The following is a 24,878-nucleotide window of genomic DNA, read 5'->3' on the forward strand; positions in this document are numbered from 1 at the left end:
TTAAGCCAACATATTCGGTGATGGTTTAAACAATTACTAATTTACACACAGACTGATTATGATGGTCAAGTGATATTAAGTCACAGGTGCGTTATCGAGGGCGTTTGTAATAATCGTTGAGTGGAGATGAGGCTAAGGTAAGGCGCCTTTGAAAAGTTTAAAATACTGTTTGTTCAAAGGCGATATAGTTGAAAGACGTTGGTAAACCTTAGTCTGTTTTATCTTTAAATTCGCATAAATCTTCAATAATGCAACTGCCGCAGCGAGGTTTACGGGCGATACAGGTATATCTTCCATGTAAGATAAACCAATGATGCACATCAACTTTAAATTCAGCAGGTGTCACCTTAAGCATTTTTTCTTCTACTTGGTCGACATTTTTACCCATTGCAAACTTAGTGCGGTTTGCCATTCTGAAAATATGGGTATCAACCGCGATAGTAGGCCAGCCAAAAGCAGTATTTAGTACAACATTAGCGGTTTTACGACCGACACCAGGTAGTGCTTCTAATGCTTCACGGTTCTCTGGCACTTCACCGCCATGAAGGTTTATCAACATTTCACAGGCTTTAATGACATTAATTGCTTTATTATTATAAAGACCGATGGTTTTAATGTAGGTCTTTAATCCTTCAACGCCAAGGTCATAAATTTGTTGGGCTGTATTTGCAACGGGAAAGAGTTTATCAGTGGCTTTGTTAACACTGACATCCGTTGCTTGTGCCGACAAAGTTACAGCAACTAACAATTCAAATGGTGATGAAAAGTTGAGTTCTGTTTCCGGCTTAGGGTTGTTTGCCCGTAAGCGAGTTAAAATTTCATGGCGTTTTTGTTTGTTCATGACTTAGCTAACCTTTGTTATCCGAGCACGTGCAATTGTCTCTGTTTCTTGTTGTGGTTTTCTATTTTCAATTTGCGCGTCGATGACATTTTTTAATGCAATCAATAATCCCATGGCGATAAATGCACCTGGTGGTAACATCGCCAAGAGGAAAGGGCTTTCGACATTAAATACTTGAATGGTTAATGAGCTAGCCCAATCGCCAAGTAAGAGTTCAGCACCATCAAATAATGTGCCTTGACCCAGTAGTTCCCGCATTCCACCTAGCACCACTAGAATGCCTGTGAAACCCACACCCATCATGAGTCCGTCAAATGCTGCACTGGTCACATTATTACGTGAAGCAAATGCTTCAGCACGGCCGATAATGACGCAGTTAGTGACAATCAGTGGCAAGAATATACCTAATGAAAGGTACAAACCATAGGCGTAAGCATTGATAAGTAATTGCACGCAGGTGACGAGCGCTGCAATGATCATAACAAATACCGGTATACGAATTTCTTTTGGTACATAGTCCCTTACTAACGAGACTAAGATGTTAGAGCCCACTAATACCAATAGCGTCGCTAAACCGAGTCCTAACGCATTTGTCACAGTGGCAGTGACTGCCAGCAGTGGACATAAGCCTAATAGTTGTACTAAACCTGGGTTATTTTTCCATAAGCCTTGCCAAGCTATTTCACGATAATTAGTCATGTTCACGTCCACAATGATTGACGGTTGATAACAACTCATCACGATGTTGTTCAACAAATTCAAGTGCTTTATTGATAGCGCCTACATAAGCACGAGGAGTAATTGTCGCACCTGTAAATTGGTCAATGTCGCCACCGTCTTTTTTAACCGCCATTGGCTTGGAATTAGAGTCATAAGTCATACCGCTAAAACCAAGAACCCAATCAGATTTTCTAAGTTCAATTTTATCGCCAAGGCCAGGTGTTTCTTGATGAGTTAATGTACGAACACCCAGCAATTCGTTGTCATTACTGATACCAAGAATAATTTTTATATCCCCATTGTAGCCATCTGGAGCCACTGCTTCTATGGCAAGAGCAACAGCTTGTTGATCCATTTTAGCGATATAAACGGGTAATGGCTCATCTGTGCCTAAATATTCAGCATTGGCCACTAGGATACAATCATCAGTAAGTTGATTGTTGTGCATTGAGTTAGGAATGATTTGCTCTAACACACTGACAAGTTGCTTGCGCTGTTGTTCGATAATCGTATCTTTAGTTAGAAAATTAACCGACGCTACAAGGCCTGTACAACACAGCGCAAATAGCCCGAGTAATAATCCATTTTTAGAAATAATTTTTAACATTGATAATCCAGTTAGCTCGCAGGTTAATTACCCGCACGGTGGCCATATGAACGAGGACGAATGTAATAGTCAATAAATGGTGCGCACATGTTGGCCAATAATACGGCAAATGCTACGGCATCAGGGTATCCACCATAAGTGCGTATCACAAAAATTAACACGCCAATTATTGCGCCGAACAGTAATCTGCCTTTTGGACTCGTTGCTGCTGTTACAGGATCTGTAGCGATGAAAAATGCGCATAACATTGTGCCACCAGAAAACAAATGCAGAATCGGGCTTGCATGGGTGTCAGGGTTAAGTAAAAACGCAAAACCTGAACAAATAAAAATACTGAGTAATATTGCACTACTGATATGCCAGCGAATGACCTTGAGCTTCAACATCACCAAGCCACCAAGAAGGTAAGCCATGTTTACCCAAAACCAGCCGATACCTGTCATACCGTCAAATACGTTACGCTGCAGACTTTCTGTACTGGTCATTCCCATAGATAAATCTGTTTTAAACGTATCTAATGGCGTGGCCATCGTGTGTCCATCAACCGTGATTTTGAAGTAATCTAAACTTGCTGGGCTAATTTCAAAAATTTGGCTTAAAGCCGCTGTTATTCCAACATGGTTGGCAGTCAGTTCTGCAGGTGCTACCCAATTAGTCATTTGCAGTGGAAATGAAACAAGCAATAACACATATGCAGCCATTGCAGGGTTGAAAATATTATTGCCCAACCCGCCATATAGATGTTTAACGATCACGATGGCAAATAAACAGCCAATCACGGTCATCCACCAAGGCGTTAGCGGCGGAATGGCAACAGCAATTAGTAGTGCGGTAACTAGAGCGCTGTTATCTGATAACGCATTTTTTATCGACTTGTTTCTCAATTTCATCACAGCAGCTTCAGCAGATAATGAAACCAATACGGCAATTAATATTTGCACCAAGGTGCCCATGCCAAAAAAGTAAACTTGCGCTGCAATACCTGGAATAAGGCATAGCGCGACTCTTTGCATTACCTTATTGGTTTGCAAATTGGTACTCACATGGGGTGAAGAAGCAATTTTAAATGCCATGTTTATTCCTTTTCACTGCTCTGTTGATTCGCTAATTTTTTCGCTTTAGCTTTGGCTACAGCAGCGGCGATTCTTGCTTTTTTACCTCAGCAGCCGATTTTATTGGCTCAATTGAGGTTTGCTCTGATTGGGTGTCGCTAATGTCGGTTTCAACTGCTTTTGTTTCACTTTGCAGTGGCTGAGTAGCGCCTTGTGCGAGCTTTTTCGCTTTTGCTTTAGCGACAGCAGCGGCAATTCTTGCTTTTTTCTCATCTGCAGGAGACAAAGTGGCTGTTTCAGTTACCGAATCTGATTGTGTTTCAGGTTTAACGGTAACGGGAGTGTCAATTGCTTGTGTTTGAGCAAGGTGTTTATTATCTTGCTGCGGTTGACCAGCACTTTGGCCAGCACTTTGGCCAGCACTTTGGCCAGCACTTTGGCCAGCACTTTGGCCAGCACTTTGGCCAGCACTTTGACTAGCGCTTTGAGAGAGCTTTTTCGCTTTTGCTTTAGCGACAGCAGCGGCAATTCTTGCTTTTTTCTCATCTGCAGGTGACAAAGTGGCTGTTTCAGGTACCGAATCTGATTCTGTTTCTGGGGTAACGGTAACGGGAATGTCAATTGCTTGGGATTGAACAAGGTGTTCATCATCTTGCTGCGGTTGACCAGCACTTTGAGCGAGCTTTTTCGCTTTTGCTTTGGCGACAGCAGCGGCAATTTTTGCCTTTTTCTCATCAGCAGGAGATAACGACGCTTGTACTGACGACTGCTCGTTAACTGAAGACGACTCTATCGTTTGCTGTTGATCTTCTGATTGAGTTTCAGCTTGTTTAGCCAGTTTTTTAGCTTTAGCTCTGGCTACTGCAGCAGCTATCTGGGCTTTTTTATCATCAACAGGCACAGAGTGCTTGGTGTCATCGAGTGCTTGTTCAGAAACCTTATTATCGCTCTGTTGCGCACGTTTTTTGGCTTTTGCTCGTGCAACTGCCGCAGCTATTTGTGCTTTCTTGTCATCAACAGGTGAAGCCTGTTCTGTTGTTTGATCTAACTGTGCTGATGGTTCCTGAACTGATGCTTGATTTTCTGCCTGTTGCGCGAGCTTTTTCGCTTTAGCACGTGCAATGGCAGCGCTAACTGCTGATGACTTACCTGTGGAAGCGGCAGGTTTACTATCTGATTGAGTGTTTTGTTCTGCCATTTTCTTTTTCGCAGCCACTCTAGCCATTGCTTCAGCAACCGCGTTTTTCTTATCACTATTTTCCATCGCAGCTTTACGTTTTTCTGCGGCTAAGCGTGACTTTTCTTCTCGTGCACGTTTTTCATCTTCTAAACGCTGCAGTCTTGCCTCAAATCGGATTTTTGCTTGTTCTGCTTGTCTTTTTTCTTCTGCTTCGTTTTTAAGAGCAGATTTTGCAATACGATAATATTCAACTAATGGTATATCGCTTGGACAAACGTAACTGCAACAGCCGCATTCGATACAGTCTTTTAAATTAAAGCTGGCTGCTTTGTCATACTCTTCTGCTTTTGCATGCCAAAATAATTGCTGAGGCAATAATAGTGCAGGGCATGCAATCGCACATTCTCCGCAGCGTATACATGCTTTTTCTTCAGTATCAGGTGCTATTTCATTTTGACTTGGGGTCAATATACAGTTGGTGCCTTTTAGCACTGGAACATCAAAATCTGGTAGTGCGTAACCCATCATTGGGCCACCAATAATCACTTTTTGTAAAGGCGCCTCATCAAAACCAACTTGTTCAAGTATATCTTTAACACTTGAACCTATAGGTAACCAGTAGTTACCTGGTGTTGAGACTTGCTCACCAGTTAAAGTCACTAGGCGCTCAATTAACGGTTTCCCATGTAGCACGGCATCTTGAATAGCGTAAGCCGTTCCGACGTTATGCACAACAATGCCTTGCTGAGCAGGAATGCTGCCTGTTGGCACTTCACGGCCAGTAATGATTTGTATAAGCTGTTTTTCGCCACCAGAAGGATACTTAGTAGGGATGACTGTCACTTTGACAATCCCTTTCAATTCAGTAGCATTATCAAGTGCACTACGCATTGCACCGACAGCTTCTGGTTTATTATCTTCAATAGCAATAATAATGCGCTGAGGAGAGAGCAAAGTATTAATGATGTTAATGCCTGAGAGGATCTCGGTAGCGTTTTCACGCATAATTACATCATCTGAGGTAATGTAAGGTTCGCATTCCACACCATTAATGATAACTAAATCGATTTCACTGGCTGGGTTTAATTTTATATGGCTAGGAAAACTTGCTCCCCCATACCCGCTATGCCAGCTTGCTTGATTTTATCTAGAATTTGTTGATTAGATAAGGTTGCTAATTCACTGCTCTGATAATCAATGCTGTCGTCTTTACCATCGGCTTGTATCACACATGTCAATACGGGTAAGCCTGATGCATGATTACTTGGCTTTAACGCAATATCAGCAATAATGCCTGATGTTGGCGCATGCACTGGTAAGTACATAAAGCCTTCACCTTCAGTCAGCATTTGGCCTTTTAATACTTGGTCGCCAACCTTTACTTGTAAGCGTGCGCTGTCACCCACTTGCGGGACAGGTACAGAATAATAACGCGATAACGGTAGTCGAGCGCTACTAACTTGATTGGACACGCTTTTTAATTGTGGTGGATGGATCCCGCCTGGAGAGTGCCATAACGTCCCTTTATCAATTTGTTCTAATAAAGTTAGCACTGAGATTCCTCTTTTACTTCACGGTTAGGGGATTGAACACCTTCTACAATGGTTACTGGGATACGGCTTAACTTCCAATCCCAATTTTTAAGGTTTTGTTCAACAGGTATCATGTCAATGCAATCTACCGGGCAGGGCTCGACACACAAATCACAGCCTGTACAGTCTTTAGCGATAACGGTATGCATTAACTTACCTGCGCCTAATATGGCATCCACTGGACAGGCTTGAATACACTTAGTGCAACCAATACATTCGTCTTCGCGAATAAAGGCGACCTTTTTAATATTTTCTTGAGCGACTTCATTTAACGGCTCAGGATCAACGCCCATCAAACTGGCAATTTTTTCCATTGTCGCAGTGCCGCCTGGTGGGCATTTATTGACATTATCACCATTGGCAATTGCTTCTGCGTATGGGCGACAGCCAGGGTAGCCACATTGGCCACATTGTGTTTGCGGTAGCAGCGCTTCAACTTGTTCAACAATGGGGTTGCCTTCAACTTTAAACTTGATGGAGGCATAACCTAAAATGAGTCCGAATATGAGTGCTAATACGGTGAGCACGATAACTGCGATTACAATACTAGACATGATTATTTAACCAGCCCCGCAAATCCCATGAAGGCAAGAGACATTAAACCCGCTGTGATCATGGCGATAGCGCCGCCTTTGAAAGGTAGAGGGACATCTGCTGCAGCAAGACGTTCTCTCATGGCTGAAAATAAGACAAGCACCAATGAAAACCCAATAGCGGCGCCAAAGCCATAAACTGCAGATTGAATAAAGTTATGGTCTTCATTGACGTTCAATAGGGCAACACCTAATACAGCACAATTGGTTGTGATAAGTGGCAGGTAAATACCTAAAGCTCGATGTAATGATGCACTGGTTTTTTGAACCATCATCTCAGTAAACTGCACGACGACAGCAATGACCAAGATAAAACTCATGGTTCTTAGATAGTTGAGGTCGAAAGGCTTTAATAAGAACTCATTGGTTAAAAAGCTGAGAATACTAGCTAAGGTCAACACAAACGTTGTCGCCATGGACATACCAATGGCTGAGGCGAGCTTGCTTGATACTCCCATAAAAGGGCACAAACCAAGGAATTTTACTAACACAAAGTTATTGACTAACACGGTGCCAATTAACAGTAAGAGATAGTCTGTCATTACTACACTTATTAATTCAGATATTAGTTGTATTATCTAAGGTTTAGGCTTGAGAAACAACGGATAAAAAAAGGGTTATGTAAATAATAACCCTAATTTGTAAGATTGGACTGACATTGGTCGATTATTTATCTGTTTTAGCGATAATTTCTGGCCTAGCAATATAATAACCTTGTAATCCGTCGACTAACATTTTTTCTAATGTGAGTTTCTCATCTTGTTTTTCAACGCCTGTGGCTATGACTTTAATCCCAATTCTGCGTGAAATATCAACAATCATTCTGACAAAGAATTTGTTGTTATTATCTTGATCAATATTTTCGCTGTAACTGCTGTCTAATTTAATGACATCTGGTTTTACTTCGCGGAAAAATTTAAACGAAGAAAAGCCTAATCCGAAATGTTGAATGGCTACTTTTGCGCCCACTTTATGCATTTCGTTGACGAAACGGCTACTGGCAGTGACATTTTTTTGCATGCCAGATTCATTAAGCTCAAATACGATTCTTGCAGAGGTAGAACGGTGACTCGACAATATATCGCGTAACCATGACACAAACACTTCTTGTAGGGCTGATGAGGCACTGATGTTAATACCGAAGTTACCCGTTAGGCTTGGGTTTGAATTTAATAGTTGTAGCGTGTGCACCACAATCATTTTATCTAAATCCACATTTAGCCCATGACGTTCTGACATGGCAATGACACTGGCTGTGGGCAAGTTTGAGCCTTCACTATTATAAAAACGGGCAAATAACTCTCGATAAACATCCACTTGGTTGTTACAAGGTAAAATAGGCTGCTGGAAAAACTTGATGCCCTTACGATTAATTAATTCATTAATGGTCACTTTCCAGTGATCGTCGCCCAATTGCTGATTACCAGAAAACTTTTCGAGTATATGGTAACGATTAGGCCCTGATGTTTGAGCAATGCTGACTGCAGTATCTGCAAGTGTCAGCAGGGCATGAGAGTCACAGTTTTGTTCAAACGGCACCATTCCGCTATGGGCGATGCTGTCGGTATCAACTGTTTGAGCATATTCATCCAGGTAACGTTTTAAGCTGACTAAAAACTGTTCGCCTTCTTTAACGGTAATATCGTTGATGAATAGCGCAAAATCACTACTCGATACTCGATAATATTCATTGACCCCAGTTTTGGCTGCTGCTTGACGTATGCACGTGGCAATTTTACTTAGGTAATCATCGCCAGCTTCACGGCCATGAAGCTGATTGATACTTGATAATTCGGCAGCTTTAATAATGCAAAGCACACCAAATTGTTGTTTATCTGAATCAGTAATCGTTTTTAAATAATCATTAAATCGACGACGAGTAGAGAAGCCTGTTACAGGATCTTGATAAGCGGCTTTGGTTAATAAGTCGTTTTCTTTATGGAAGTTACCAATACTAGTTTTCAGTTCAATTCGGCTTTTCTCAAGAGCAACGCCAATGGGTTTTAATGAACCACGTAAGCGTGAGGTCTCAACAGCCTGAAAAGACAGCTTGGGGATATTATCTACGTAATCACAAATGTATTTTATGCCACGGCGATGAATGGCCATAAGTATTGCAAAGCTAATCATTATCAACAAGTAAGCGACAATTGTTAAGGTTGCTGCTTTTTCAAGGTTGACAAAACTTGCAGAAATCACCGAACTCGTACTCAGTCTGACTTGCAGTCGGCCTTCTGAGAATACTTTTGTATGGCCAAGTTCAATTTTAAAAATGGTATCTTCAAAATTGCCATCAGCTTTAGCGAGTGAACCAAACGTGAAGTTCTTATCACTGTCACTTTCATGTATGTATTGAAAAAATTGAAAAGTAAACTGTTGAGAAAGTAATTCATATAGTGATTTGCCGTCACCTGTCCAATCAGACATTTGATTAACATATTCAGTGTACTTTTCGGTCGCTATAGAACCTTGGCGCTGCATTTCTTTATTTTCTAGATCGTAAATCCGATAAAGTAATAATCCGAAAATGACAAATAAAACTAATTGGAAAGATTTTGATAAACCCATGAATAGTCCATTTCCTATAATACACAGTTGTCTTCATTCAATTTTGGTATAGCGGGAAAATAAAAAGCTACAACAAATAAAGGAGTTAACGAATAGAATTGTAGTGTAATTTACAAAAAAATATAAGGGAATTAAAAAAGATAGTAATAGGAGGAAGGTAGTAATTTTAACGATTGAATTCTTCTTGGCTCCCCAGACTGGACTCGAACCAGTGACATACGGATTAACAGTCCGCCGTTCTACCAACTGAACTACAGGGGAATTGAAGAATATATAAGAATTGGCTCCCCAGACTGGACTCGAACCAGTGACATACGGATTAACAGTCCGCCGTTCTACCAACTGAACTACAGGGGAATCGCTATTTCTTAATTGTGTTTTAATTGGCTCCCCAGACTGGACTCGAACCAGTGACATACGGATTAACAGTCCGCCGTTCTACCAACTGAACTACAGGGGAATCGATTAAAACTAAGATAAAATTGGCTCCCCAGACTGGACTCGAACCAGTGACATACGGATTAACAGTCCGCCGTTCTACCAACTGAACTACAGGGGAATCGCATTTTATCTTTATTTTCAACAAACTAAACTAAATTGGCTCCCCAGACTGGACTCGAACCAGTGACATACGGATTAACAGTCCGCCGTTCTACCAACTGAACTACAGGGGAATCGTTTTTAGCAATGTATTGCTGAGAACGGAGCGCATAGTAAAACGCCCTGATCAATGAGTCAACTCGAGATATAAAAAAAGTGAAAAATTGATGTTAACTGCTCATCTAATACCCATCGTGGCTTATAAATGCCCATAATGGCTATTTTTTACTAATCAATTTGAAAAGTAACACTTTTACTCAACGGCAATGAATCTTGTCATTTAACTCATCATCTCCACTTTAATGGGTTAATTCAAGTATCAACCACGGCAAAATAAGGTTTTAACTGCTGTCAGCGCCGATTTTCGGTTGTCTTTTTGCTTTTTATGATTGATTCAAGACGAGTATGTTATGTCGTTTAGCGATTTGGACTGCCACTAAGCTTATTTTGAACTAAGCATCAAGCACTAAATATTGAGTTAATGAACAAACAATGCACGTGAATTAATGTACAGCTGATAACCGTTAGCGAACAGCGCATAGAGTGTAAGGCGCTTAGCGGCAAATGCATAGCAGATTAAAGATAAGGTTCAGTAGAACAGATCAAGTAATGAGAAATCTTTAGTCAATAAAGGGGCGGCAGAAATGATAAATCGACATTATTACCTATATAGGTTTAAGGTTCACGTTAGCTATAAAAGCACTTCTTATATAAAGCTCTTCGTATGAAGCACTTCCTATAAAAGCAATTTGTATAAAACATTTTGTGTAGAGAGTTAAAGAAGGGCGCTAAAGAAGAGCGCTTGCAAGCGTGTGCTAGAAGAGCATGCTGAGTATCGAGCATTTCAACGTGGGTAATTAGCATTGGTTAATACTGCTGGGTAATTAACAATAGCGCTCTGAGTAAAGTAGCGTTAGAGCATCACCCTATAGAACGGCTTTCTATTGAGCTGCGGGAGTATTCAAAAAATACCGTCGTTTTTGACACTAAGCAGTAAACCTGTTCTGCAGCCTTTACTCAAAAGCATCAAGAAATGTGCTGTAAATGGCATTGTATTATTGAAGCTAAACCATAGGTTTTCATCAAACCATTGTACTAGTCTTGTATGCGCTAAAATAGGGCACTAATTTAATCAACTTACAAATGTAATTTTATTTCATGTTGCTTTTCTTACGGTTTTATTAATTTCTGTTTACGTCGATAGCCCACGATTAATGGGTTTGAAGCACTTATCCACTAAATCTGTGGATAAGCCTGTGAGTTACTCCTTAAATATGCTCTGTAACCCTTATTTTTATTGAAACAGACTTAAATTTGGCTGATATTCAACAAGATTATTTTTTATATATTTTTCAGTATGTTGAAAAAAGCAATAACTATTTTTTAGCACTTGTTATTTAGGGATGGGTAAAGTATTCAGTTATTGCACCAGATTGTGTATTAAATTGCCTAATAAACGGGGTTTTTGGTGGTTTTACGTACAAATAACATAGTGTGTAACTGTTGTAGCATTATTTCATCTTTCTTTCTTTATATTGTAATAATCTCTTGATAAGGAAGTGGGGGTGCTCTATTCGTTAGCGACTTGATTAAAGGTCATAAGGGGTGGGTATTTACGCTCCTAACTCATCACTTTAGCTCATCAATTGAATACACTTTGTTTTTTGTTTTGGGAAATTCAATCGAACGGTTAGCTAAATTTATCGGGTTCAGTATAAAATAGCATGACGTTATATAAAGGGTATTTGCTTTGACTGACACAGTATTCAACCTCGTTTCAGATTATTCACCCGCGGGTGATCAACCGACTGCGATTAAACAACTTGTTGATGGCTTAGAAGCGGGAGTGGCTAAACAAACGCTGCTTGGGGTGACGGGGTCTGGTAAAACCTTTACGGTTGCTAACTTAATTCAAACCTTAGGCCGCCCAACGATTATCATGGCGCCTAATAAAACCTTAGCTGCACAATTATATGGTGAAATGAAAGAGTTTTTTCCACATAACGCGGTCGAGTATTTCGTTTCATATTATGACTATTATCAGCCTGAAGCTTATGTGCCTGCTTCCAATACCTTTATCGAAAAAGATGCTTCTGTAAACGCCCATATTGAACAAATGCGTTTGTCTGCAACTAAGGCCTTGTTAGAGCGCAAAGATGTAGTATTGATTGCTTCAGTTTCTGCCATTTACGGTCTAGGTGATCCAGAACTTTATATGAAGATGTTATTGCATCTTCGTCAAGGCGACTTTATGGGGCAACGTGACATCATTACCCGCCTTGGTGAATTGCAATATACTCGCAACGACATAGATTTGCAGCGTGGTACTTTCCGTGTTCGTGGTGAAGTAATAGATATTTTCCCAGCAGAGTCAGAAAGAGATGCTGTCAGAGTTGAATTGTTTGATGACGAAATTGAACAGTTAAGTGAGTTTGACCCGTTAACAGGTCAAGTCACTCGAAGATTAGCACGCACCACGGTATATCCTAAAAGCCATTATGTGACGCCAAGAGAAAAAATCATCGAAGCGACAGAGCATATTAAAGAAGAATTAAGAGAGCGACGTCAGGAATTATTGGATAACAATAAGCTGATTGAAGCGCAGCGTATCTCTGAGCGAGTACAATATGATATCGAGATGATGGTTGAGCTTGGGTATTGCTCAGGTATCGAAAATTACTCTCGCTATCTTTCTGGTAGAGCTGAGGGGGACGGGCCGCCAACCTTACTTGATTACTTGCCTGCCAATGGGTTATTAATTATTGATGAGTCACATGTTACCGTACCGCAAATAGGAGCCATGTATAAAGGTGATCGTAGCCGTAAAACGACGCTTGTAGAATATGGTTTTCGTTTACCCTCTGCATTAGATAACAGACCATTAAAGTTTGAAGAATTTGAGCAATTAATGCCACAAACGGTATTTGTGTCGGCAACCCCAAGTGATTACGAACTTGACCAAAGCGACGGCGAAGTCGCAGAGCAAGTCGTTAGACCAACAGGATTACTTGACCCTGAAATTGAAATTCGTCCAGTGGCGATACAAGTCGATGATTTATTATCTGAAATTCCTAAGCGGGTCGCTGCTAATGAAAGGGTGTTAATCACGACCCTGACAAAACGAATGTCTGAAGATTTAACCGAATACCTTGATGAACATGGGGTTAAAGTGCGCTACTTGCACTCAGATATTGATACTGTAGAGCGGGTGGAAGTGATACGAGATTTACGACTCGGTCATTTTGATGTGCTGGTAGGGATTAACTTACTTCGTGAAGGATTAGACATGCCAGAAGTCTCACTGGTGTGTATTTTAGATGCGGATAAAGAAGGATTTTTACGCTCAGAACGTTCACTAATTCAGACCATTGGCCGCGCTGCACGAAACGTTAACGGCAAAGTTATCTTATATGCCGATACGGTGACTAAATCGATGGAAAAAGCGATAGGTGAAACTGAAAGGCGTCGTGAGAAACAGCACGCTCATAATGTTAAATTGGGACAAACGCCAAAAGGGGTGACTAAAAAGATCACTGATGTGATGGATTTAGGCGATCCACATCGGGGTAACAGCAAACATAAATATACCGCATTTGGTAAAGTTGCAGAGTCTGAGCCTCAATACGATACCGCTACCAGTAAAGTACAAAGCGTTGCTGAGCTATCACAGCAAATCGACGAGCTTGAAAAACAAATGCATCAACATGCAAGGGATCTTGAATTTGAACAAGCAGCGGCGCTCAGAGATCAAGTTAAGCAGTTAAGAGAGCAAATCATCTTAAACAGTTAACAAGGTTTGATCACATCGCTTTAGTATGAAACAAGCTCAGCCTTTGCTGAGCTTGTTTGTTTTTGGCATATGTAAACCGGGGCAAGACAAAAACAATTGATATTTAACTAAAAATTATTTTGATGAAAACTCAACTCATCGAAACAATAACCCGCCGATTTGCCATTTTACGCATTCATTTTGTTAAAAATATCTAACTTTTGGTGTAAATAGTGACATGAAGCAAGATTGTTCGGGTCATTTCTCAGCAAAAGCTCACCTTATAACGTAAAATATAAATACAATTTTCGAATGAAAATTTCTTCTAATTGAGGATCAATGAAAAAGAATAAAGATAAGTACAGTATAGATAATACCGATTACACAGTCGGTCAGGATAATATTCAAAAATGGGGTTTTGATGTCCACAACCCTGTTTTTGGGATCAGCGCTTCTCTCATCGGCATATTCATCATTGCCTTACTCGTTTTAGACCCTGCCACCTCCAAAGCCGTACTTGATGGAATTAAATGGAAAATCATCGGCGCATTTGACGGCTTGTTTATGTGGTCTGCCAACATTTTTGTTTTGTTCTGCTTGCTAATGATTATTTCTCCTTTTGGTAAAGTGCGTTTAGGAGGAGAAGAGGCGAAAACTGACTATTCAAGACTATCATGGGTGGCAATGTTATTTGCTGCCGGTATGGGAATTGGTTTGATGTTTTGGGCGGTTGCAGAGCCTGTTGCTTACTTCACAGGCTGGTATGAAACCCCGCTGGGCGTTGAAGCGAATACGCCTGAAGCAGCTAAATTAGCAATGGGCGCGACCATGTTCCATTGGGGACTGCATCCTTGGGCCATTTACGGTGTGGTGTCATTATCGTTAGCATTTTTTGCTTTCAATAAAGGCTTACCTTTATCAATGAGATCGGTTTTCTATCCTATTTTAGGTGATAGAACCTGGGGCTGGCCTGGTCATATTGTGGATATTCTAGCAGTATTAGCCACTTTATTTGGACTTGCTACTTCACTGGGCTTAGGTGCTCAACAAGCGGCAAGTGGTTTTCATCATATCTTTGGTATTGCTAACGGGTTAACGCTACAAATTACCATTATTTTTGCCGTCACCTTAGTCGCCGTTGTGTCAGTGATGAGGGGGATTGATGGTGGTGTTAAGGTCATTAGTAACATTAATATGTTAATGGCATTAGCCTTATTGGTGTTTGTCGCGTTAGTGACGTTTGCGGTTTCAATGGGTACCATCCCGACAACGGTCATGGGTTATATCGAAAACATCATTCCCCTCAGTAATCCTATTGGACGAGAAGATGAAGCATGGATGCACGGTTGGACTGTTTTCTACTGGGCTTGGTGGATATCTTGGTCCCCATTTGTGGGGATGTTTATCGCACGTATTTCACGCGGTAGAACCATTCGTGAGTTTATGACTGCGGTGTTAATCGCTCCAACAGTTGTTACCATCATATGGATGTCAGTATTTGGCGGTGTTGGCATTGACCAAGTGGTCAATGGCGTAGGGGCATTAGGTGAAAAGGGCTTAACTGAAGTGCCATTAGCCATGTTCCAGGTATTTGATGAGTTGCCTATTGGTAATATCATTTCGCTATTAGCTGTGGTGCTTGTTTTGGTGTTCTTTGTGACCTCTTCAGATTCAGGTTCACTGGTTATTGATAGTATTACCTCGGGCGGTAAAGTTGATGCGCCAGCACCACAACGTGTTTTCTGGGCACTGGTTGAGGGCGCAATTGCTGCAGCACTTGTGTGGGTCGGCGGCACAGAAGCTATCGAAGCTCTGCAAGCTGGCGCCATATCCACCGCATTACCTTTTACCATCATTTTACTGGTAATGTGTGTGAGTTTAATAATGGGGCTTAGAACCGAGAAACGTTAATTAAGGATTCGTTATTGGCTGTGTTAGCAATACTAATGTGTGCTAACGCCAGTAATGTTCGCTAACGCTAATAATCCAAACAATAGAAAAAGCCGATGAGTGCGTTGCACTCGTCGGCTTTTCATTTGTGGTTTGTGAATAATAGCTTAAACACAATAAGGTTACTGGGTGAGCCAGTTAAACAAACAACATTAGAGCCATAACTTTTTAATCGGTGTTTCGGGGCTAAAATGGTGCCTAATTTGCGCTTGTAATAATTCAGCAGTAGCAATCGCATCGGTGAGTGCATCATGGGGTGGGTAAGTTGGTAAATTATAGCGTGTGCGGCTATTGGCTAAACGAATAGAGTGAGGTTTAGGTTTAATAATCCAATCAAGAAACTGCTTAGGTCTAGCTTGATAAATATCAGCTTCAATTTGCATCGTATCAATCATAGGGAACACTATGCCTTCGTTAATTAAACTGCGAAGCGCAGCATCAAAGAAGTCGCGTTCAATACGGCGGTAATGCACTACCACAATTTTGCCTGCTAATTGATCTAATAACTGCTCGAGTATTCTTAATAAATCTGGCGCACCTTTTAAATCTGAGTGGGTTATGCCGTGGATGATAATTGAATCTTCTTGTAGTTTATCTTCTGGATTAATAAACCAATGCTTAGCTTGCCGACATGCGATTCGGTTTAGGGTAAATGGAACGAGTCCAATGCTAATAATGCTATTTTGCTGGGCATCTAATCCTGTTGTTTCAAAATCTAATGCCACGAACTCAATATCTTTCAACTGAGTCTCACCATGGTAGGTGTTAGCTTCGTAAAAGTGAGTTAAGCGGGCATCTTTGCTTTTTAAGGCTTTGTTTTGTAGAAATACCTTCCAGTTAAGCACTTCTTGATTCGCAAAATTTCGCATAATTACCCTTGCATGCTATTAGCGCTATAACGGAATTTCAAAAAGTTTTGCGCGCTACTTAACACCAAAAAAGCATCTTTTAAGTTGCGGCGTTCAAAACCAGACATGTTTTCAGGCTCAATATTGTTATCTGGTTCATGATCTGCCTCAATATCCAGTGCTTGATGACGAATACGCACAAGCGAGATAAGTTCCATTGCATGCTGCAAATCTTTACCTTTGGTTGGCGGTAAAATACCTGCTTCAATAATATCTTCTAATCGATCAAATGAATTTTGAGATTGTGAACCAATTGCTAACGCATGCACACGTATTAAATCAGCCAAGGGTGCTGTGCCACGGCGTTTTAAATTTATAGAGTTATTATGGCGCCCATCTTTTTCCATTACAAAATCTTTGAAAAAACCCAGCGGTGGGGTGCGATTAAGGGCATTTCTCGCTAAACATGCAAGAAAGCGGTTATTCTTTTTGGCTTTACGTAAAATGAACGCATTGAGTTGCTCAGCCCATTTAGGGCGACCATACACTCCGTATAAATCAAAAAATATCGAACAGTTAAGTAACGCTTGTGCATTAGGGTGTTCAATCCAATCAGTAAAGCATTCTTCCCACTCTGTTTGGGTTTTTCGGTATTCAGGGTTAGTGGCCATAATATTGCCAGTACAATACGAATATCCGCATGACGCTAATCCATCACATACAAATGTGGCTAAGGATGTAAAGTATTCACCATGAAGCGCTTCTTGGTAATCGTTATCTAAAATAATGGCGTTATCTTGGTCTGTTACGATTAACTGCTCGTCACGCGCCATAGAACCTAATGCAAGAAAACAATAGGGAATTGGCGGGGGACCTAATTTTTCTTCTGCAAGTTCAAGTAACCTTTGTTTAAAGCTCCTGCCAATTTCAGACATAGCGCGACCCACCATGTGGGAGTTAGCATCCTCATTCACCATGCGAACAAAGCAATCTTTAATTTGGCTTGAAAGTACGATCAAATCATCAATACTGTTTTGCTGAAAAATACTGCTAACGATTAACAGGCTGTTTTGTGATTCATAGCGAATGATGTCAGTGACTTCAATTAAACCTATTGGTTGTTTGTTCTTGAGGATAGGTAAGTGATGCACGTTATAACGAAGCATCATTAACATGGCTTCAAAAATATAAGCGTTGTGATCAAGTGAGATTAATTCTGTCGACATGATCTCATCGACTTGGGTGTTTACATCTAGCCCTTGAGCGATAACCTTGGCACATAAGTCTCGTTCAGTGATGATGCCGACAAAACTGTTTCCGCCTTCACTTGGCAAGTTAGGATCATGGATCATGGCTGCTGATACATTCTCATCAGACATGATTTTTGCCACTTGCTGAATGCTGGTGGTTGTCGCAAACATGACGGGCTCACCACTGACTAATGTTTTAACTTTTGAGGTGGTTAGCGAGTTTGCATCGTCGTTATTATCTTCAACTGCTTGCTGTAATCTAATACTGCCTTCAACTTCTACAAAGTCCGCAAAAACGTCATAACGTTCGCAAAATGCTTCAAACAATTTTTCAGGAATACAATACAGTAAGGTGTCTTTAATCGACTTAGCAGGGTAACGGACTTTATTATTGGTCAATAAGCCCATTTGACCGAATAAACCGCCTTGATCTAAACGATTGTATAACTCACCGTTGCGTCGATACACTTCTACAACGCCACTTCGGATCATAAATAAATCGTGTATTTTGTCTGCAAATTCAATGATCATACTATCAGCACGATAGTAAGAAATTTCAACGCTTTGCGAGACTTCTTCTAACGCCTGTTCAGGTAGCTGATCAAAAGGAGGATATTGGCGGATGAAGTTACGAATTTCTAATAGTTCGACTTCCATTATTCGCTCGATATTTTTAAGAATTGATTTTGTTAATACAGTATATGATATCAATGATATATATGCAGCTTAGCTAAGCCTAAATTAAAGGATTCGTTAAGGTTTAATTGATATTTTATTGATAAAGTGGGGCGAAGGTTTGATGTTAACTATCGCTATCATAATGTTTCTACAAACAGTTATTACGGAGTTATGATGACCTATATTGCTATTACCCCTAAGCCACCATATTACGCTGTGGTATTTTCATCTACACGTTCCGACGTTGATGAAGGTTACAGCGAAGTTGCGACCCAAATGGTAGCGTTAGCAGCGCAACAACCTGGCTTTTTAGGAATAGAGTCAGCAAGAGAAAATATTGGTATCACTGTGTCTTATTGGAGTGATATTAATGCGATTAAACAATGGAAAGCCAATTCAGAACACATGTTAGCCCAGCAGCATGGCCGAACCAAATGGTATAGTGATTTTAAAGTTCGTATCGCGAAAGTTGAACGGGATTATGGCACGTTATAGTGCGACAAGCCTTACATTGTTAAACGGAATATTGTTTGACAAAGGTAAGTCCAAGTAGCGCAGTTAACGGGCGGCTGAAATATTCTTTTATTACATGACAGACAATGCATTATTAATGGGATACACATAACAGCGTATTATATAGCTGCTCGATAATCTTCTGGCTAAAATCTAATTTAGCAGTAACCATACCAAGCCAACCGACTGTTTAATAATGATAAAAATAAAAAATTAGGACTGAAATTATCAATATTTAGGCCGTATAAAATGAGCGCAATAATAATGTAGAGGTCTCTTGAACCTTTTATCAATCATCGAAAATTCAATAAGTTATCAGGAACGTAGATGTTTATCGAGCATAAAATATCGTTTCTTTGCTCACTGGTCTCTATTCTAGTTATTGAACATCCACAGCTCTTGCCAATTTACTTTGAGCTAGGATGAGGGGCGGCTAACATCTCGATAAATTATTTAGTTAATTTGATAAAAAGATACTTCTTTTTTAAATTCACTTCACTTCACTTCACTTCATTTCACTTCACTTATTGAATTGTAATCCTCTGCCTGTTGAGGGTAACAGGGCGGTTGTCACTACCTTTCTCACATCGATGTATACCAGCTGCCTTGTATGTAGGTATATCTATGACACCTCGTGGGCTCATACCTGCTAGTGAATGTTAAATACTCACACTCACTCATCATTGAATGCCAAAGCTGTATGACAACAGTTTTAACAGCATTTTTATATCATTTTTTCAATTACTTAAGCCATGCTGTTTACGCCTTCTTGTTGATATTTTCTCTCTATTACCATCGCTCAATCTTATCTATTGTTTATTAAATGATAAATTATTTAATGTTAATTGTTGACAATAATGGTTAATTGATAGATTGTGTAATCCAACAGTGTTTGCTGCTTTTTTGAACTTGCGTGCTGGTTTTTGACGCAAAAAATGCTGTTACTAACTCAGGATTATGTGCAATCAAGCTGCGGCACTAAACAATATCTGTGTGCCAAATGGGACGTTATGCAATTAGAAACTGATATTTATAGCAGGATTTTAGCTGATATTGCGCAGGGCGAATTAGTCAGTGGCGATAGATTGATTACGACCTTGTTAGCTAAACGCTATGACTCTAGCGTTAATCCCGTCCGTGAGGCGCTAAAGCTGTTAGAGGGCGAAGGGTTTGTAACCTTTAAAAAAAATAGCGGTGCTAGGGTCGCTAATTTTGCTTATTCAAGCATGAGGGATGTTTTTGAAATTTTGCAATTGTTAGAGCCATATTTTTTGTCTTGGTATGTCAGTAACGCAAGCCAAGAAAGTTTAGACAAGTTAGCAAGAATACATCAAAAAATGACGTTATTACCTAAGCATGAAGCGAGTCAACTTAGGCAACTTGATACAGAGTTTCATTGGGAAATGTATCGCCATCACTATAACCAAAGTGCCTTAGTGTTGTGGAAAAACAAGAAGTTAATGTTACAGGCTTTATTGGGTAATTTGGCAGTAAAACCAAGTCGATACGAGGCTATTTTACGTGAGCACAGCCATTTACTGTATTTGATAAACGCAAAAGATGAAGAGTCTGCGGTTAGAACGTTAACAAAACACGTTAAAAGTGGCGGTGATTACTGGCAAAGCAATGTTGCACTTGAAAGCTGAAAATTGAAACGGCTTAGGTTTAATTATGTATAGGGAATGACAGATGATCATAACGGATATTAATACCTTTAATTTCTGGCTGGGTTTTAGAAATGTTTGCCTGGTTAAAGTTGAAACCGATTCCGGCGTTTATGGTTGGGGAGAATCTGGCCTTTCTGGTCGTGAACTTGCTGTTACTGGTGCAATTGAGCACTTCAAACAGTTTTTAATTGGTCAATCTGCGTTAAATATTTCTCATATTTGGCAAGAGCTTTATCGAAGTCAGTATTTTGAAGGCGGTCGAGTGCTTGCCGCTGCGATTTCGGCCATCGATATAGCGTTACATGACATTGCAGGAAAGCATTTTAATGTGCCTGTTTATCAACTGTTAGGGGGTAAACAGCGAAAACAGATCCCGCTATTTGTCACTTCTACGTTAGCCTTTAATGACGACTTTGTTGATGATGTAAAAAGACTAAAGCAACAAGGTTGGCAAGCTATTAGAGCCACCACAGGCGAACATGGCTGTGCAGAACAATCAAGCTTGTTTGATGCACGAAAATCAATTGCAATCGCCGCTGAGTGGCTAACTAAAACTCGAGAGAGTATTGGCCAAGAGATTGTTTTAGGTATTGATTATCACCATAGGTTAACAGTTGCTGAGACCGCATCTTTTTGTCAAAAAATGCCTATGGGTACCTTAGATTTTATTGAGGAGCCTATTCGCGATCAGTCCTTAACGAGTTATCAAAATCTGCGCTCAATGACGGACGTTCCATTTGCTATTGGAGAGGAGTTTTCCAGTAAATGGGATTTTGCTCCTTATGTTGATACTGCGCTAACCAATTTTGCCCGAATTGATATCTGTAATGCTGGTGGCTTTACCGAGGCTATGAAAGTGGCCGCGATGTGTGAAACCAAATATATCGACATGATGCCACACAATCCATTGAGTCCGATTTGTACCGCAGCTTCGATTCATTATTGCGCTGCAATAAGTAATTTAAGCTGGCTGGAGTTACCGCCTTATGATGGTGATTTATCTGAATATGACGCCATTTTTACTCATCGGCCTCGAGTCTCTCACAATGCATATCCCGTTTCTGACCTGCCTGGTTTAGGCATTGATGTTGATGAGGCCTCATTACCGAAGCAGGCTTTCAAGTTCTGGGAGCCGCCAAGATTACATAAACCGGATGGCTCTTACACCAACTGGTAACAGGCAACATAACGAATTAAGTCAACCTAGCCAACAGCATAGAGCATGACTCATCTTAGAGGCTTGTATGAAGCTGTTATTAACAATGCTAACGCTTTCATGGATAGAAAATGAAACAAGAACAAGTTACACCTCATCAGACTAAACAAAAGTTTGCTGTACTGGCGCTGATATTTTGTAGTGTGGTTATTAATTACATGGATCGAACCAACATTTCGGTTGCAGCGCAGGCAATTTCTGCTGATCTCGACATCAGTAAATTAGAAATGGGGATGATATTTTCAGCATTTGCATGGACGTATTCCATTATGCAAATTCCCGGCGGCATGGTGGTCGATGCAATCAAGATCCGTGTTTTATATCCCTTTATATTAGTGGCATGGTCGTTAGCAACCATAGTGCAGGGGATGGTCAGTTCATTAGCAGCGTTAATCGGTTGTCGAATGGCGATTGGTTTTTTCGAAGCGCCTTCATATCCTGCTAATAATAAAATCGTGACGCAATGGTTTAAAGAACAAGAAAGGGCGAGCGCGATTGCTGTGTATACCTCAGGTCAGTTCATTGGTTTGGCATTTTTAATGCCTGTGCTGGCGGTTATTCAAGAGTATTTTGGTTGGCGTGGTTTGTTTTATGTTTCAGGTGCCATCGGCATTATTTGGGCTGGAATATGGTATTGGCTTTATAAAGATCCTGATGAGGCTGTCTCTGCTGAGACAGAAAAGACGCTGTCAGATGAGCCATTATCAAAGCAATCTCAAAAGCCTGTTCAACAAGCTGTAATCAACTGGTCAAATCTAAAAGTCGCCTTTACCAGTCGCAAGTTATGGGGCATTTACATAGGTCAGTTTTGTTTAGGCGGGACTTTGATTTTCTTTTTAACTTGGTTTCCTACCTATCTGGCTGAATATCGTGGATTAAGCGATATCAATACCGGATTTCTTGCCGCTATTCCATTTTTGTGTGCCTTTGCCGGTGTTTTGGTGTCTGGCTTTGTTTCTGATTGGTTGGTGCGAAAAGGCATTTCAAATGAAGTAGCCCGAAAAGCACCGATTATTATAGGGTTGCTGCTTTCTAGTTGTGTGATTTTCGCAAATTATGTCGATAGTACGGCTTGGATGACATTCTTCCTGTCAGTGACATTTTTGGAAATGGGTTAGCGTCTATCAATTGGGTGTTTGTTTCATTACTCGCGCCTAAACATATGGTTGGTTTAGTGGGAGGGTGTTTTAATTTCATTGGTGGATTATCTGCCGTGATCGTCCCCATTGCCATTGGATACCTAGCACAAGATGGCGACTTTAAACCTGCATTAATGTTAATCGCAGCCTTGGGTATGTGTGGTTTGTGCTCGTACTTGTTCTTGGTCGGTAAAGTCGAGCAGATAACTGTGCCATCTGATATGGAGCTTGATTCTGCGGCTGAACTAGTTGAAGCGTCAATCATTGAGGCCAAATCAAAATGAGTTTGCTGTTTTTTGGTGAAATGATGCTGCGATTAACGCCTTCAATCGCACAACAGCAACTGGTGTGTGCAGAACAGCTATCTGTAGATTTTGCCGGTGCTGAATCGAATGTGGCCAGTTCCTTGGCATTAATGGGCCATGAATGCCATTTTGTTACTAAGCTGCCAAGTAATGCACTTGGCGATCATGGCATTGCAAGCCTTAAAAAATACGGGATTCAAACTGATTATATCTGTCGAGGTGGTCAACGTATTGGCAGTTATTTTATTGAAATGGGCATGTCTATTAGGCCATCTAAAGTGGTTTATGACCGCGCTTATTCCGCTTTTTCGCAAATCTCTAATGACGAGTTTGATTGGCCAAGTATTTTGTCAGGTAAGCGTTGGTTGCATGTTAGTGGTATTTCACCAGCATTATCGACCCAATGCGCAGTAGAAACGATTAAAGCGGTCAAAATTGCCAAGTCTCTAGGGGTAAAAGTCAGTTTTGATCTTAACTATCGACGTTCGCTTTGGGATGACAGCCAAAAGGCACGTGATTATTTCAGCGAAATCCTAACCTATTCCAATCTAGCCTTTGGAAATGCTGGCGTTATAAGTGACGTGTTTGATTATCAGACGCCAGATATCTCTGAAAAAGAACTCGTCCACGTCATTTCTCAATATTCTGTTGAACGATTGGACAAAACTAGCCAACGCAGCTGGTATCAAGCTAATGATTTGGCTGAATTTTTACGAGCTAAATTTGATGTTGATTTTGCAATGACTGAGCGAGTGCATCATAGCGCTAATCAAAATACCTTAAATGGTTTTTATATTACTTCGACAACATGCAGCTTTTCAGCACCGATTACCGTAGAAATTAAAGACCGTTTAGGCACAGGTGATGCCTTTGCCGCTGGGGTATTGCACGGGATAGAACGTGGTTGGCATGGGCAGCAAATTGCGCAATTTGCCAATGCTGCATTTGCTCTAGCTCATACGGGTATTGGCGATCAAAATTGGTCAAATGAAGCTGAGATTCAATACATTGCGGACGGTAATTTATCTGGCCACATTATTCGATGAACAAGGTAACCAGTTCAGTCATTTAGGATAAAAATAGACAAAGGGAGACGACATGAGACACGAGGTGGTTGAGCAATTAATCAGTCAAAAATTGATTGTCATTATTAGAGTAAAAGACCCTAGTGACATTGAAGGCATTGTTCAATGTATGTCTGATGCTGGCGTACTTGCGGTAGAAGTCACCAGCAATACTCCAGGTTATGAAATGGCTATAACTCAGCTCAGGCAGCAATTCCCACACATGTTAATTGGTGCAGGAACGGTGACCGATCATCGAATCGCAAAACGGGCAATTAAAGCAGGTGCTCAGTTTTTGGTAACGCCTAATACTAACGAGGCGATTGTGCGACATGCCCACGCGTTGGATGTGCCTGTGGTCATGGGCGCAATGACCCCGACAGATATCGTCGATGCCTCTCAATTTAATGCTGACATTATTAAGTTATTTCCCGCAGGACCTATGGGAGCAAACTATTTACAAGCATTAGCTCATGGTCCTTTTCTTGATACCTACTTTTTCCCGTTGGTGGTATTGATGCCTCCAATATCGACGCTTGGTTTGACAGTGGAGCGTCAGGTGTTGGTATCGGCGGGAGTTTGGCGCAACCCGTTTACAGTCCGCAACAAGCCGAACAATTGACCAGAAATGTCAGTGAAATAGTCGCAAAAATTAATGCAAAAAAATTAACAAGGAAGGCAAGCTAATGACAATTAAACCTAGCTCAAGGCACAAACGTTTTTATT

Annotated in this window: 16 protein-coding genes, 5 tRNA genes and 2 pseudogenes; 8 read left to right on the plus strand and 15 right to left on the minus strand. The window is 40.7% G+C overall.

Annotation, left to right across the window (positions count from 1 at the left end; translation table 11 throughout):
- Window positions 1-208 precede the first annotated feature (208 nt).
- The 13 genes and pseudogenes from nth to ACGEDC_RS18175 form a co-directional block, all read right to left on the minus strand.
- Complete coding sequence (gene nth / locus ACGEDC_RS18115) at window positions 209-841, minus strand: endonuclease III (protein ID WP_055025916.1); 633 nt, start codon at window positions 839-841, stop codon at window positions 209-211.
- Between the two features lie 3 nt (window positions 842-844).
- Window positions 845-1,540, minus strand: coding sequence for an electron transport complex subunit E (locus ACGEDC_RS18120; RefSeq protein WP_055025917.1), 696 nt, complete (start codon window positions 1,538-1,540; stop codon window positions 845-847).
- A complete protein-coding gene (rsxG, locus tag ACGEDC_RS18125; protein WP_119969704.1) occupies window positions 1,533-2,168 on the minus strand; it encodes an electron transport complex subunit RsxG in 636 nt (211 codons plus the stop codon). Before rsxG ends, ACGEDC_RS18120 begins: the two co-directional genes overlap by 8 nt.
- 23 nt (window positions 2,169-2,191) lie before the next feature.
- A complete protein-coding gene (gene rsxD / locus ACGEDC_RS18130) occupies window positions 2,192-3,241 on the minus strand; it encodes an electron transport complex subunit RsxD (protein ID WP_394494885.1) in 1,050 nt (349 codons plus the stop codon).
- Between the two features lie 193 nt (window positions 3,242-3,434).
- Window positions 3,435-5,953, minus strand: a pseudogene (gene rsxC, locus ACGEDC_RS18135) (electron transport complex subunit RsxC); the annotation flags it as partial.
- A complete protein-coding gene (gene rsxB / locus ACGEDC_RS18140) occupies window positions 5,947-6,546 on the minus strand; it encodes an electron transport complex subunit RsxB (protein ID WP_055025920.1) in 600 nt (199 codons plus the stop codon). The gene rsxB and the pseudogene rsxC, both read right to left, overlap by 7 nt.
- A gap of 2 nt (window positions 6,547-6,548) precedes the next feature.
- Window positions 6,549-7,127, minus strand: coding sequence for an electron transport complex subunit RsxA (gene rsxA, locus ACGEDC_RS18145; protein ID WP_055025921.1), 579 nt, complete (start codon window positions 7,125-7,127; stop codon window positions 6,549-6,551).
- 124 nt (window positions 7,128-7,251) lie between these two features.
- Window positions 7,252-9,153 (minus strand): EAL domain-containing protein, encoded by a 1,902-nt coding sequence (locus tag ACGEDC_RS18150; RefSeq protein WP_394494888.1) that lies wholly within the window; start codon window positions 9,151-9,153, stop codon window positions 7,252-7,254.
- 185 nt (window positions 9,154-9,338) lie between these two features.
- Window positions 9,339-9,414, minus strand: a tRNA-Asn gene (locus ACGEDC_RS18155).
- 20 nt (window positions 9,415-9,434) lie between these two features.
- Window positions 9,435-9,510: transfer RNA gene (locus ACGEDC_RS18160), tRNA-Asn, on the minus strand.
- A gap of 27 nt (window positions 9,511-9,537) precedes the next feature.
- Window positions 9,538-9,613, minus strand: a tRNA-Asn gene (locus ACGEDC_RS18165).
- A 23-nt stretch (window positions 9,614-9,636) separates the two neighbouring features.
- Window positions 9,637-9,712: transfer RNA gene (locus tag ACGEDC_RS18170), tRNA-Asn, on the minus strand.
- Window positions 9,713-9,751: 39 nt separating this feature from the next.
- A tRNA-Asn gene (locus ACGEDC_RS18175) sits at window positions 9,752-9,827 on the minus strand.
- Between the two features lie 1,676 nt (window positions 9,828-11,503).
- Here ACGEDC_RS18175 and uvrB point away from each other — a divergent pair.
- Both uvrB and ACGEDC_RS18185 read left to right on the plus strand, forming a co-directional pair.
- Window positions 11,504-13,543 (plus strand): excinuclease ABC subunit UvrB, encoded by a 2,040-nt coding sequence (uvrB, locus tag ACGEDC_RS18180; protein ID WP_055025923.1) that lies wholly within the window; start codon window positions 11,504-11,506, stop codon window positions 13,541-13,543.
- Between the two features lie 318 nt (window positions 13,544-13,861).
- Window positions 13,862-15,433, plus strand: a complete 1,572-nt coding sequence (locus ACGEDC_RS18185; protein WP_394494891.1) for a BCCT family transporter — start codon at window positions 13,862-13,864, stop codon at window positions 15,431-15,433.
- A gap of 191 nt (window positions 15,434-15,624) precedes the next feature.
- Here ACGEDC_RS18185 and ACGEDC_RS18190 read toward each other — a convergent pair whose 3' ends face one another.
- Together ACGEDC_RS18190 and ACGEDC_RS18195 are read right to left on the minus strand one after the other, a co-directional pair.
- Window positions 15,625-16,341 (minus strand): 3'-5' exonuclease, encoded by a 717-nt coding sequence (locus tag ACGEDC_RS18190; protein WP_394494893.1) that lies wholly within the window; start codon window positions 16,339-16,341, stop codon window positions 15,625-15,627.
- Between the two features lie 2 nt (window positions 16,342-16,343).
- On the minus strand, window positions 16,344-18,227 hold the full coding sequence (locus ACGEDC_RS18195; protein WP_394494895.1) for a DUF294 nucleotidyltransferase-like domain-containing protein: 1,884 nt from the start codon (window positions 18,225-18,227) through the stop codon (window positions 16,344-16,346).
- A gap of 195 nt (window positions 18,228-18,422) precedes the next feature.
- On the opposite strand from ACGEDC_RS18195, the gene ACGEDC_RS18200 reads away from it, so the two are divergent.
- The 6 genes and pseudogenes from ACGEDC_RS18200 (at window position 18,423) to ACGEDC_RS18225 (ending at window position 24,774) form a co-directional block, all read left to right on the plus strand.
- Window positions 18,423-18,743: an antibiotic biosynthesis monooxygenase family protein gene (locus ACGEDC_RS18200; protein WP_394498398.1), complete on the plus strand. Its 321-nt coding sequence runs from the start codon at window positions 18,423-18,425 to the stop codon at window positions 18,741-18,743.
- A 1,028-nt stretch (window positions 18,744-19,771) separates the two neighbouring features.
- The gene (locus tag ACGEDC_RS18205; RefSeq protein ID WP_065108186.1) at window positions 19,772-20,407 is read left to right on the plus strand and encodes a GntR family transcriptional regulator; all 636 of its coding nucleotides are present in this window, start codon (window positions 19,772-19,774) and stop codon (window positions 20,405-20,407) included.
- Between the two features lie 43 nt (window positions 20,408-20,450).
- Window positions 20,451-21,605, plus strand: coding sequence for a mandelate racemase/muconate lactonizing enzyme family protein (locus tag ACGEDC_RS18210; protein WP_394494898.1), 1,155 nt, complete (start codon window positions 20,451-20,453; stop codon window positions 21,603-21,605).
- 110 nt (window positions 21,606-21,715) lie between these two features.
- Window positions 21,716-23,067 (plus strand): annotated as a pseudogene (locus ACGEDC_RS18215) (MFS transporter).
- A complete protein-coding gene (locus ACGEDC_RS18220; RefSeq protein WP_394494900.1) occupies window positions 23,064-24,134 on the plus strand; it encodes a PfkB family carbohydrate kinase in 1,071 nt (356 codons plus the stop codon). The pseudogene ACGEDC_RS18215 and the gene ACGEDC_RS18220 overlap by 4 nt, the downstream one beginning before the upstream one ends.
- 52 nt (window positions 24,135-24,186) lie before the next feature.
- On the plus strand, window positions 24,187-24,774 hold the full coding sequence (locus tag ACGEDC_RS18225; protein ID WP_394494902.1) for a bifunctional 4-hydroxy-2-oxoglutarate aldolase/2-dehydro-3-deoxy-phosphogluconate aldolase: 588 nt from the start codon (window positions 24,187-24,189) through the stop codon (window positions 24,772-24,774).
- Window positions 24,775-24,878 lie beyond the last annotated feature (104 nt).

Origin of the sequence: Shewanella sp. ENK2 (assembly GCF_043568515.1) — a bacterium.
GTDB classification, from domain to species: domain Bacteria; phylum Pseudomonadota; class Gammaproteobacteria; order Enterobacterales; family Shewanellaceae; genus Shewanella; species Shewanella japonica.